General features: G+C 59.4%; 14 protein-coding genes. 6 read left to right on the top strand and 8 right to left on the bottom strand.

The features are described 5' to 3' along the window. Window positions 1-253: 253 nt before the first annotated feature. The 3 genes from ABL922_RS13385 to ABL922_RS13375 are packed head-to-tail and all read left to right on the top strand — an operon-like array spanning window position 254 to window position 2,412. On the top strand, window positions 254-1,645 hold the full coding sequence (locus tag ABL922_RS13385; protein ID WP_349024713.1) for a tyrosine-type recombinase/integrase: 1,392 nt from the start codon (window positions 254-256) through the stop codon (window positions 1,643-1,645). Between the two features lie 4 nt (window positions 1,646-1,649). Then, on the top strand, window positions 1,650-1,883 hold the full coding sequence (locus ABL922_RS13380; protein WP_349024712.1) for a hypothetical protein: 234 nt from the start codon (window positions 1,650-1,652) through the stop codon (window positions 1,881-1,883). Window position 1,884: 1 nt separating this feature from the next. Next, complete coding sequence (locus tag ABL922_RS13375; protein ID WP_349024711.1) at window positions 1,885-2,412, top strand: hypothetical protein; 528 nt, start codon at window positions 1,885-1,887, stop codon at window positions 2,410-2,412. 312 nt (window positions 2,413-2,724) lie between these two features. Here the strand turns inward: ABL922_RS13375 and ABL922_RS13370 are convergent, their stop codons facing one another. From ABL922_RS13370 to ABL922_RS13360, 3 genes are read right to left on the bottom strand one after another with little or no spacing between them, the layout of a single operon-like run. Then, complete coding sequence (locus tag ABL922_RS13370) at window positions 2,725-3,018, bottom strand: DUF6527 family protein (protein WP_349024710.1); 294 nt, start codon at window positions 3,016-3,018, stop codon at window positions 2,725-2,727. Between the two features lie 50 nt (window positions 3,019-3,068). Further along, window positions 3,069-4,475, bottom strand: a complete 1,407-nt coding sequence (locus ABL922_RS13365; protein ID WP_349024709.1) for a ThiF family adenylyltransferase — start codon at window positions 4,473-4,475, stop codon at window positions 3,069-3,071. Then, window positions 4,472-5,194, bottom strand: coding sequence for a multiubiquitin domain-containing protein (locus ABL922_RS13360; RefSeq protein ID WP_349024708.1), 723 nt, complete (start codon window positions 5,192-5,194; stop codon window positions 4,472-4,474). Before ABL922_RS13360 ends, ABL922_RS13365 begins: the two co-directional genes overlap by 4 nt. Before the next feature lie 153 nt (window positions 5,195-5,347). Here ABL922_RS13360 and ABL922_RS13355 point away from each other — a divergent pair, with 153 nt between their 5' ends. After that, a complete protein-coding gene (locus ABL922_RS13355; RefSeq protein WP_349024707.1) occupies window positions 5,348-5,722 on the top strand; it encodes a helix-turn-helix transcriptional regulator in 375 nt (124 codons plus the stop codon). Beyond that, window positions 5,722-6,618: an ImmA/IrrE family metallo-endopeptidase gene (locus ABL922_RS13350; protein ID WP_349024706.1), complete on the top strand. Its 897-nt coding sequence runs from the start codon at window positions 5,722-5,724 to the stop codon at window positions 6,616-6,618. Before ABL922_RS13355 ends, ABL922_RS13350 begins: the two co-directional genes overlap by 1 nt. A 93-nt stretch (window positions 6,619-6,711) precedes the next feature. On the opposite strand, the gene ABL922_RS13345 is transcribed toward ABL922_RS13350, so the two are convergent. The 5 genes from ABL922_RS13345 to ABL922_RS13325 all read right to left on the bottom strand — a co-directional run bounded on the left by ABL922_RS13345 (window position 6,712) and on the right by ABL922_RS13325 (window position 9,782). Further along, window positions 6,712-7,680 (bottom strand): nucleotidyl transferase AbiEii/AbiGii toxin family protein, encoded by a 969-nt coding sequence (locus ABL922_RS13345; protein ID WP_349024705.1) that lies wholly within the window; start codon window positions 7,678-7,680, stop codon window positions 6,712-6,714. Then, entirely contained in the window at window positions 7,625-8,215 is a 591-nt protein-coding gene (locus ABL922_RS13340; protein WP_349024704.1) for a hypothetical protein, read from the bottom strand. The genes ABL922_RS13345 and ABL922_RS13340 overlap by 56 nt, the downstream gene beginning before the upstream one ends. A gap of 191 nt (window positions 8,216-8,406) precedes the next feature. After that, window positions 8,407-8,706, bottom strand: coding sequence for a DUF1993 family protein (locus ABL922_RS13335; protein WP_349024703.1), 300 nt, complete (start codon window positions 8,704-8,706; stop codon window positions 8,407-8,409). A gap of 144 nt (window positions 8,707-8,850) precedes the next feature. Further along, entirely contained in the window at window positions 8,851-9,336 is a 486-nt protein-coding gene (locus tag ABL922_RS13330) for a hypothetical protein (protein WP_349024702.1), read from the bottom strand. Window positions 9,337-9,365: 29 nt separating this feature from the next. Further along, complete coding sequence (locus tag ABL922_RS13325) at window positions 9,366-9,782, bottom strand: hypothetical protein (RefSeq protein WP_349024701.1); 417 nt, start codon at window positions 9,780-9,782, stop codon at window positions 9,366-9,368. Window positions 9,783-9,924: 142 nt separating this feature from the next. On the opposite strand from ABL922_RS13325, the gene ABL922_RS13320 reads away from it, so the two are divergent. Beyond that, window positions 9,925-10,503: a TetR/AcrR family transcriptional regulator gene (locus ABL922_RS13320; protein ID WP_349024700.1), complete on the top strand. Its 579-nt coding sequence runs from the start codon at window positions 9,925-9,927 to the stop codon at window positions 10,501-10,503. Window positions 10,504-10,567: the final 64 nt, after the last annotated feature.

Below are 10,567 nucleotides of genomic sequence, written 5' to 3'. Positions count from 1 at the left end.
GGCGCTGGATCATGTCTGCAAGCATGTGGTGCTGCCCGCTCCCGTGCGAATGAGTGGTGCCGGCTAGAGGATTCGAACCCCTGGCCCCCTGATTACAAACTGCCTCTAGCAACCTTTCTGATGCTACGCCAGAGTGCTCCATACTACGCTTAAGGTCTTGAAACGGTTGGAATAAATCCGCCGTGGATTACCTTAACCTACGCCACGGTTTTCCGACAAATGATTACGTGGCGATTACGTGGGCGTATGAAGCATGGCCAGTCAGTCGATCACTATCCGCACTATCGAGGCATCAAAACCATGTCCAGGACGCGATGTCTATACCTGGGATAGCGGCCTGAGGGGGTTTGGCCTTCGGGTCACCCCCAAGGGTGTCAAATCCTATGTCCTCCAATACCGGGTCGATGGCGGGCCTGCGCGCCGCACAACGATCGGTATTCATGGCAGCCCCTGGACGACACAGACGGCGCGAAAGGAAGCCGAACGCCTGCTCATGCTTGTGCGGCAAGGCGTTGATCCGGTTGAAGAGGCACGGAATGCGAAACGCCGCGAGAAGGTACTTAACTTCTCTTCCTATTGCGACCAGTTCGTCGAGCTCTACCTGCAGGCGAATTGGCCGGACACTTGGCCGGAGCAACAGCGGATTCTTGAAAATGTCCTGAAGCCTCGTTGGGGCAAGAAGGCCCTGACGGCGCTCAAACGTGCCGACATGGTCAAGCTGATGGATGATTATGCCGATCGTCCGGGCAGCCGGAAGGTCATCCATTCACTGCTGCGCAAATTGTTCAATTGGGCGGTTGATCGCGAAGATATCGAGATCTCGCCGCTTGCGGGAATGAAGGCTCCCAAAGCCTGCCCGTCACGTCGACGGGTGCTCGGGCAGGAGGAACTGATCTGCTTGTGGCAAGCCACCGGGCAGGCCAGTTGGCCTTGGGGGCCATTTGCGCGCCTGCTTCTCCTGACGATGCAGCGGAGACAAGAGGTTGCGGAGATGGATTGGTCGGAGATCAATCTCGAAGCCAAAACCTGGACCTTGCCTGCCGAGCGCGCCAAGAACGACGAAGCGCATATTATCCCGCTGACCGAAATGGCGGTGGCCGAACTCGCGGCGCTTTATCCGCAGGAGCGCGGCTTTGTGTTCAGCACGACCGGCACCACACCCGTCTCGGGATACTCAAAAGCCAAGCGCCTTCTCGACGAACGCATGCTGAAAGTCATGCAGCGCCGTCAGAAGGAGAGGGGCGGTGATCCCCAAAGCGTCAAGATCGACGATTGGCGTTTGCACGACCTGCGCCGCACGGGGGCGACCAATCTGCAAGCGCTTGGCATCCCGATCGAAGTCACCGAGGCCGTCCTCAACCATATCAGCGGCACACGGGCAGGCATTGCGGGGATCTACAATCGTTACAAATATGAACCAGAAAAGAGGGTCGCGCTTGAGGCGTGGGACTCGCGATTGCAGGAGATGCTCAATCGCGGCGAGCGTCCGGCGGTGGCCCAGCAGGCCGTGGATGCCGATCAAACCAGATCAACCAGAATCAGCGCAATGGATTGGCGAACTATGCTCGCGGATCCTCAGGTCGAGGTCGAAATCGATCAATCAAGCCTGTTGACAAATGTCAACAAAAAGGCCATGGGGAGTTAGTCGAATGGCAAGACCCCGCCATCCGAACAAGGAGATCGAAGCCGCCGTTGCCCATGCGGAAGCGCAGGGCTGGCGTGTGGTTGCTATCAGCGGTCATGCCTGGGGGCGGCTTTATTGTCCTTGGGCTGATCGGGACGGCTGCATGGTCTCGGTGTGGAGCACCCCGCGCAACGCGGAGAACCATGCCAAGGCGATCCGGCGCGATGTTGCGCGGTGCCCGCATCCGGGCGCGGAGTGAGATGATGAAGACGCACGAGTTCACGATTATCGCCTCCGGTCTCGATCCTGAGATGGAAGGCTATGAGGACCGTTTCTTCGAGGCGGGCTGCGACGATGCCACCCTGTCGTTTCAGAAGGGCGTCATCATCGCCGAGTTCGCGCGTGAAGCCGTGTCGTTCTCCAAGGCCGTCGCGTCGGCCTATGAGGATATCCTCAAGACGGGTGCCAAAGTCGAGCGGGTCGAACCCGACTATCTCGTGAGCCTCAGCGACATCGCCGAACGCTCCGGCCTCACCCGCCAAGCGATCTCGCTCTACACCAAGGCCGAACGCGGCTCGGGTTTCCCCAATCCAGTCGCCCGCGTCACGTCCAACAGCCCGTTATGGGACTGGCTTGAAGTCACAGAGTGGCTCCACGCCCAGTCGAGGATCGACCGCGATGCGGTGATCGAGGCGCGAATCGTCAAGGAAGCGAACCGCTTCATCGAACTGCACGATGGGCAGCCGGACAATTTCACGCGGCGACTGGAAATGCTAGAAGCAGCCTAACAGCGGCCAGATTATTGGAGCCTTAGTTTGCGTCTGCACCTGGATCCTAGGTCGAGGATTCGCCGTCTGCTTATCGTGGCACGTACACCGCATCAGAAACATGGTAGACCAAAACGGCTTCCATCGCGAAGCCGTTCGGTCGGCGCAGATTCGATGGGTGGACAAGATGCTCGTGACCATTGTGCGACAGATATGTCGAGCCTCTTTTCCAGAATACTCGGATGACGACGGGGTCGCCATTCCCATCACTGGCGTGGATTTCGCCTCGAGGGCCATTGTTCGCTGGCATAATTTACTCCTTGATCTCGACAGTCAGCACCAAACAATCCGGCCGTTACGCAGCAGAAAGTGAGCTCGGCAGCCATCCTTGCGCCAAACCGAGGGATGCAGGGTTGGCGTGGCATCGATGACCCTGAGCGCCCAGACAGGCTCGCTATCGGGCAACAGATTCATTTCTAGCAAAGTGCTGCACCCGCAAGGGCACCGCATCGCAGCGATCCAGTAACGGCCATCCTCGCCGACTAGGTAGAGCTTACCGGGTATGGCGTCGTCAGGCAGATCTTCGTCTTCGATCACCTGGTAACGGCCCCACCGGGCAAAATACATGTCCCGTAGCCACAGTCCTACTCGCCTAGGTATCGATCTCCACTTTGGCATCAGCTTTTCCTCGACAGTTGGGGCATATTGAGCAGGGGTTCGCGGCCACCAGTCGCAAGCAACTTGCCCATGACCGGGCACGGCTTTTCGTAAGTCTCTGTGGTGAATTCGACTTCCGCAAGATTCATGCGCACCGCATCGAAGGCGGCTGGATTGGGGTTATGCCGGAACGGATAAAGGCGCGCGATCAACTCGAGCACCGCGCTCGCCGCAGCGATCATGTTGATGCTGATGACAGCCGGCTGCTCCTCGTCACGGCCCTTGATGTACTTTTCCGCGCGCTGCCGTGCATATTCTTCCGGCGCGGCCCGTTCCAGACTTTCGGCATGGACCTGCTCGGGGGTATAAACACCCCTGGAAAGAAGGCTGGATCCTCCTGGGAAGATAAAGTTCACGGCCGTGTCGATCTGATCGATCGATCCATCTTCGTCAGCCACAGCGCCGACGCCAACGTCGACGAGCGTTTGCAGTTGCGTTGCCACCAGTCGGTCAAGGATTGCCCTGCCTTCGGCACCGTCGACACAGCCTGCAAGAATATCGCAGCCGGCAAGTGCAACCACTGCATCGCGGTCCACAATATTCGCCGGGATGGCCAGGACCTGTGTACCGAACCCAAGTGCGTCAATGGCTCTCTTGGCGACATCAACTTTATGCGTGCCTTCGCGTGCATCTTCTGCGTTCGCGTTCAAGATCCTGTCGAGGTTCCTGGTTTCGACACGCTGGGGATCGACAAGGACAATACGGCCGAATCCGAGTCTGGCGAATTGCTCGGCAACGATGCTGCCTGTTCCTGACACCCCGACAATGCCAATGCTGAGCCGCCTCAGTTCGCTGCGCATCTCTTGCCCAAAGCCGCGCGAATGCCGCCCGACCGTTCCCAGGGTAGTTGAACTGTCTGATTGTGTTTCGCACCACCAGAACTGCGGCTGCCGGCCTGCAATGCCAAACTGGGCAATGGCGTGCTGCGATCCATCGGGTAGGCCGACCCTGCCCAACATTTGCCCCGACGGCATGACAACTACGCTGGCATGGGGCGCCGCGCTATCGAGATAACCATGGACACTTTCGAAAAAGGCATCGTCCCCGACGTCATCGATCTCGGAGAAGTACGCTTGGTTACCCGGGTGGCAGTGGAACTTGACGATAGACAAGCCAGTTGCCGCCGCCCGCGTGAGCAGGGGATCTAACCATTCGAATGGCCACTGGATCGCGACGGGCGTGCGCAGCGTGCAGACATCTACCGGAACCGGTACAATCTCTTTCACGAGGATGCGGACCGGGCTTGCACTTGCGCCCAACACGCACAATCCGATCGCGGCCGATTCCTTGCCGTCGCCCGGAAACAGATGGCCCATCAGCGCCATCTGTTCCTTCTCTGCCATCGTCAGCGTGAAGGTTTGTGTCACCGTTCGAGTTCGCGCTTGAACCAATCGAGCATGTAACCGTAGTGAGAGGCAATGCTGTCGCTTTCCGGGTTCCAGCTGTTCACGCCCTCAACACGGTGGCGCGACCAGCGCTGCCAGCTTCCTCCGTCGATTGCGACGGTGACATCGGCCTGGGGGATACTCGCGCCGTTGGTGCGACTGATCGCCGGACTGAAATAGGCCATATCGATAACGCCCGCCGGGTAGCTGGTGACGTCGAATGCGATATCCACTTGCCCGGGCTCAAATCCTGCGGGCGGGCTCCATCCCCGCACAATGATCCAGAGCTGCCCGCAGTTGACAGCTTCCCAGTTCAGCCCAAGGCCGTTCAGGAACGCGGTGTCTTCTTCTGGCAAGGCGAACTCGCGCCGCTCGCTGAGGCCGTCCTGCACATGCAGCTTGTTGGCAACAAACCGCTCGACGCCCGGCAGAGTCAGATCGACGTGATCGCCGGGCTGGATTTCCACCGGGTCTCCCTTGCCGCTCTTGAGGCGCAGACGATATTCTTCGACGGGAACAAAGCCGGCCAGCGTAAGGATCTCCTCGCGGGTCGGGTTCGGGTCAGCGGTGGCTGCCCGTTTCTTGTTCACCCGAAACGCATAGCGCTTGGCCGGGGGCTTCTTGTCGTGCGGATTGGCAGCGGTGAACGCTTCGATGTCCAATTCTTCGAGCGGCGGCTCGTCTTCGCTATTGGCGACCATTTTGGTTTCCTTCCATGTCGGGGGCGGGAGTGCCGCTGCATTTCTGCATTGTAGGATTAGCGTGCTTGAAATGTCAAGCATATCAAGCGCGCTTGATAAATCACGCGGATCGCGCTATTTTCGGGGACTCAGGAGCGCCAAGGGACTCAAATCATGTCAGGCTCAAGCAAGTCGCCAGTAACGCTGGGTGTCCATTTGGCGGCGATTCGCAGCGACCGAAAGTTGACGCTTCGACAGGTCGAGGAGGCCACAGGCAAGGAAGTGTCCAACGCCTACCTCAGCCAAATCGAGAACGGCAAGGTTGGCGCCCCGTCACCGCATGTTCTGAATGCTTTGGCTGAGCTTTATAAGGTTGATTATACCCACTTGATGGAATTGGCGGGATATTTACGCGCGCCGACCGAACGTGAGGCAGGAGAACGCCATGGGCGCGCGGCAACATTTGCGGAAATCAGCCTTACGGATGACGAGGAAGCCGAGCTCTTGCGGTTCCTGAAATTTCTGCGAGCGCAAAAGGACGATAAATAATGCGCCCCGACGACAGCTCACTTAGCTCAAGCGAGCTGTTAAAAGTTGAGACAATTGCCAAGAACTTGCTGCATCGTTCCGATGCGTGGGGAACTGTTCCTCTGCCGCTTGAAGACATTCTTGCCGCTGCAAAGCTCAAGGTTGCGCCGTACAGCATTTTCGACCCGCGCTCGATCAAGGCCTACGTTGCGGCCAAGGGCAGCCAGGTCGCGAAAACCATCAAGTCCGCGCTGGGGAAGATCTTCGGAATTCTCGACGCGTCCGAGGAGATCATCCACATTGATGATTCGCTGACACCGGGCAAGCAGCTCTTTCTGACGCTTCACGAGACGGGGCACTTCGAGCTGCCCCACCAGCGCAAGTTGTTCCGCTTCTTCGAGGACAGTGAACAGGAACTCGAGCCGTCCATCGCCGATCAATTCGAGCGCGAAGCCAACAACTTCGCTCGATTTGTTATGTTCAATGGGGACGCTTTCAAGCAGCGCGCGGCGGATATGCCGCTGGCATTCGCTTCAATCAAGAAGTTGCAAGGCCAGTTCAAGACGTCGATGTATGCCTCGATCCGCGAATATGCCCGCACCCATCACCAGGTTTGCTTTGTCGCGGCGCTCGAACCCACCGAGGTTCGCCCGGTGCTGGGGATTTGTGCGCCGGTCAGGCGGGTCGAAGTGTCGCTTTCCTATGAACAGATGTTCGGGCGGCCACAGACGACGCTGATCACGCCTGGGCATGCACTTTGGCCGTTGGTCCCGCTCGGTGGCCGGCGCGTTACTCGGCCGACCACTTTCATCTTGACCGATCTCAACGGTGATCAGCACGAATTCATCGGAGAGGCCCTGGATACGACCTTCAACATCCTGCTTTTTGCGTGCCCCCGAGAGTCGTTCAAGGCCTAGTCGGCTTGACGTCGATGCGCTTATTGGTTGCGCGATCGGGATCGGGGATGGGTACCTCGCGGATTGCATAGATGTAGCTGATCACTTGTCAGCTCAGGCGGGTAGGAGTTCGCTAAGCCGCATGACGGCTGCCATGGCATCTGCGAATGACGGCACTTCATCCGCTCCGGCGAAGGCCATACCCTCGACAAATCGTGCGTATTCATCAGGGTATAGGGGATCCGCCGCGAGAATTTCGATCATCGCTTCGAGCCGTTCCGCCGGCGTCTTGGACCGGCTGACCTCGCTCCCTCTCCCCGTATCGGCAAACATGGTCTCCCTGAGCAGACCGGGAAAACCGGCGTGCTCGATAACCACCGGCTCCAGTGCGGCAAGGTCATGGAGATGGCGAACGATTGCCGGGTCATCCTTCGGCGACGCGCGGTCGCGCGTGAGTGCTCGCCAGGCGAAGGCGCTGAGTTTGTCCGCAGCCGTCTCGACCGGATCGACACAGGCCACCGCGTCAACCTCTGCTGCCAGCGAACGGTAGGCGTTGACAAATGATGTGACCGGCCGAGGCGCTGGTTCCAGGCGAGCCGGCTTTGCCGACAATTCGGCAAGAATGTGCGGACGAAGCGCATCGTGACCTTCGAGCAGGGTCGGGTAATCCATCTCGATGCGGATGAATCCATTCCCGTCGCGGGCGATGACCTCGGTAATGACAAACCCTGCTTCGCTCCACCCGGTAACCAGTGCATCCTTGAAGCTGCTGAGCGCATTGCGGCGCTGGTTTCCGGAAAGGCCGAGAAAGGCGTCCGAAAGACCGAGCTTGAAATCAATGTCTTCGGAAAATCGCTTGATCAGACCGTGGCCCTTGAGCAGCGAAGTCCCGCCCGAAAAAACGGGAGTAATGTCACCGGTCTTCAGGCTTTCGAGAATGCGGATGGCCTGAACGACGAACCAGTCCTTCTCGACAAAGGCTTCATCGACAGCAAGCGCACCTGCGACCAGGCCAAGTGTGCGCAGGTCAGGCGCGTTGGAGAACGACATAATTGCCATCATAGCCAATGCGTCGGCGCACACGGTCGGTGACCATCAACGCGCGGCCTGTTGGCACCTGAGTTGAGCGGCCGCTGTTATAGGCCTGCTCTGCGTCAGAGGCGGAAATCGACTTGCCGAGCCGACCCAGCGCTTCGGTGGCAAGCTTCCGGATGCCGACTAGGGGGGCTGTCTTGCCGCTGAACGGAGACACGGCCGCCTTGGCGTAAAGGCCGTAGCCGATCTGGATCAGCTTCCCGGACCGGACAACCTGTCGCAGCGCGCGTCCGACAGCATCGTAACTGCCGAGCTTGTCGAAGTCCGAACGAAGAAAAACGTTGCGCCGCGACCGCCCCACGCGCTGCCGAATGGCATCGGCAATCGTTGCTGCGGGTATCGCACCCTTGCCGGTGGCCAGGCGATAGCTCCCGCGCCCGACCCGAACGAGCTTGCGGGCCTTGACGAGGTCGCCGAGCACCCGGCCGACCGAGTCATAGTTGGCATCGAGGCGCAGAGTGGCGCGCGAAAGGGTATCGCCGCACGCGAAGCGCTCGAGAACCTGCTGCTCCAAGGTCTGCATGATCGAATCCAAAATACGACGTTTACGACATCGATCTAGCGAAAGGTACGGCAAAATTCAACCAGTGTTTGCAACGGTCCGCAACGCGCGCAGCTGCCAGCTCGCATAGTCGGCTACCAGCCGTTGCAAACGGAGCGCGATGAGCGAACCTCACAGTTAAACACGCGCCACGAGATGCCAGGTCCACAGAATCACAAATCAGAGGTTTCGATGAGCTCGACCCGGTATCCGTCCGGATCCTCGATGAAGGCAATGACTTCAATGTCGTCGCGATCCGGTGAGGCGTTGGACATCGGTCCGGCAGGACGGATAATCCGCGCTCCCTTTGCTGCAAGTGCTTCGCAAGCGGCATACATGTCCGGGAAGAGGCGCCCGCCCAGCAAGGCGTCGGTATCGATCTTGCAATCTGCCGCGTGGACTTCCGCCTTTTCGAGCAGGTCAGACAGGACGGCGAGGTAGTGCTGGAACACCGGCACGGACGCAGAGGTCATAGTGATGGGCATGGGATGACTTTCTGTGAGGGAAAGAAAAGGTGAGCGGCGGGTCAAAGGCGACCCGGCCCGCCGCTCTGCTGCATCGCCTTGGGCTGATGGCCGGTGCAGCGGGCAGGCCCCGACGGGGGGGCTTGGGCCTGCCTATTTGCAGATTTCGCCGGTGTAGCGCACGAGCCCGACCATGGCGTTCGGATCACGCAGATCGACCAGACCATAGCTGTTGAAGGTGCCGCCATAGCCGTTGAGCGTCCCGCGCGAGATCGGCTGCTGGATGTGGTAGGTGATCTCCAGCATGTAGCGTCCCGGCTTACCAGGAATTGCCGTCAACACGCCCAGATCCTTGGTCTGGATCGCGCCGCCATCGTCGCGCCCGAAATAGTGCTCCATATCCATTTCCAGCCCAGTTGGCGTCTGGCGGGTCGCCAGAATCTTTCCTGCCGCGTTCTGCACACTGCCGCTCAGCGTTGCGGAAATGATGATCGGTTTGCCCTCGCCTTCGCCGAAGAAGTTCGGAATTGCGACGCCGCCGATCGGCATGCAGCTCTTGCTGGTCTCAGCCGCGCTGGCAGCATTTGCAGAAACGAGGCCAAGCGCGACTGCCGCCAGGATGGGGAGATTAGTTTTCATGGATCAATCCTTACTTTGGGGGGGGGGGCTCAAGCGGCGGCGACAGCCGCGCCGATTTCTTCGTTGGTCAGCGCACGACCATCGATGTTCCAGGTGCCGTCGACCGCGTGAACGCCGTTCGACCAGATGCGGTCCTTGGCCAGCGAACCGCCCGACAGGTCATGCAGAATCTGCGTGGCCTCACCGAAGAAGGCGGTCTGGATCGCGTGATCGGCGAGCGCGAAGGACGGGGTCTTGGTCTCGACCCAGGCACCGTCGACCGGCTTGCCGCCTGCAAATGTATGACCCTGGGGCAGGACGTTGAGATGCGTGGTGACATTGGGCGTCATCACCGCATTGCCGCCCAGACCATGGTGGCGCAGGAACGAATCGGTGATTTGCTGAACGGCGTCGCCAACCTTGTCGGCCGGAATGACACCTTCGGTCAGGGTAATGCTGATGGGCATTGGAGTTTCCTTTGTTTTCGTGAGGCAAGATCGGCGTTGCCTCTCGCCGCGACTCGTTATATAACGACCGTTATTCTTGAATTAGATAGTGATCGTTATTTCGTCAATCATAAAATAACGTTCGTGATGCAATGGAGTAAAAATGCGATACCAACCGGACCACAAACTGGAAGCGCGCACGCGCCTGATCGAAGCTGCTGGCCGCGGGTTTCGGCGGCGCGGCTATGGCGGGATCGGCGTCGATGGGCTGGCGAAGGAAGCGGGGGTGACTTCTGGGGCCTTCTATGGTCACTTCAAATCGAAAGACGCGGCCTTTGAGGAAGCGCTACTGGCCGGGCTCGAAGAGTTGCGCGCAGCTGTGCTCGGCATGCAAGAGCAGCATGGGGCGGCGTGGGTCGGAGCACTGGTCGATTTCTATCTGGGTGAGAAACGCACCTGCGAACTGGGTGCAAGCTGTGCCTTGCAAAGCCTGACCCCCGATGTCCAGCGCGCCGATCCGGCGCTCAAGGCGCTGTTCGAGAGCAAGGTCAAGTCGCTCGCTGCAGCAATCGCACAGGGCCTGACGGGCGATGATGCGCAACGAACCGCCAGAGCATGGGCACTCATCGCGATCCTGACCGGTGCGGTCACGCTGGCGCGGTCGGTGGACGATCCAGCCACCGCTGATCAGATTGCGGCATCCGCGCGGTCATCCGCGCTGGCGCTGGTGAAAGGGAGCTAAGGGTTTGGTCGTGGCAGACTGTGTGGATCGGCCATTACGAGTGCTTACCATGCCTGAGCAATAA

Origin of the sequence: Sphingorhabdus sp. (assembly GCF_040079335.1) — a bacterium.
Lineage (GTDB): Bacteria > Pseudomonadota > Alphaproteobacteria > Sphingomonadales > Sphingomonadaceae > Sphingorhabdus_B.
This window is presented reverse-complemented; position numbering and strand designations above follow the sequence as displayed.

Bases quoted from the DNA above. Each gene is read 5' to 3' on its own strand.
- ABL922_RS13385 (WP_349024713.1), top strand. From the start codon at position 254: ATGGCCAGTCAGTCGATCACTATCCGCACTATCGAGGCATCAAAACCA.
- ABL922_RS13380 (WP_349024712.1), top strand. From the start codon at position 1,650: ATGGCAAGACCCCGCCATCCGAACAAGGAGATCGAAGCCGCCGTTGCC.
- ABL922_RS13375 (WP_349024711.1), top strand. From the start codon at position 1,885: ATGATGAAGACGCACGAGTTCACGATTATCGCCTCCGGTCTCGATCCT.
- ABL922_RS13370 (WP_349024710.1), bottom strand. From the start codon at position 3,018: ATGTATTTTGCCCGGTGGGGCCGTTACCAGGTGATCGAAGACGAAGAT.
- ABL922_RS13360 (WP_349024708.1), bottom strand. From the start codon at position 5,194: ATGGTCGCCAATAGCGAAGACGAGCCGCCGCTCGAAGAATTGGACATC.
- ABL922_RS13355 (WP_349024707.1), top strand. From the start codon at position 5,348: ATGTCAGGCTCAAGCAAGTCGCCAGTAACGCTGGGTGTCCATTTGGCG.
- ABL922_RS13350 (WP_349024706.1), top strand. From the start codon at position 5,722: ATGCGCCCCGACGACAGCTCACTTAGCTCAAGCGAGCTGTTAAAAGTT.
- ABL922_RS13340 (WP_349024704.1), bottom strand. From the start codon at position 8,215: ATGCAGACCTTGGAGCAGCAGGTTCTCGAGCGCTTCGCGTGCGGCGAT.
- ABL922_RS13335 (WP_349024703.1), bottom strand. From the start codon at position 8,706: ATGACCTCTGCGTCCGTGCCGGTGTTCCAGCACTACCTCGCCGTCCTG.
- ABL922_RS13330 (WP_349024702.1), bottom strand. From the start codon at position 9,336: ATGAAAACTAATCTCCCCATCCTGGCGGCAGTCGCGCTTGGCCTCGTT.
- ABL922_RS13325 (WP_349024701.1), bottom strand. From the start codon at position 9,782: ATGCCCATCAGCATTACCCTGACCGAAGGTGTCATTCCGGCCGACAAG.
- ABL922_RS13320 (WP_349024700.1), top strand. From the start codon at position 9,925: ATGCGATACCAACCGGACCACAAACTGGAAGCGCGCACGCGCCTGATC.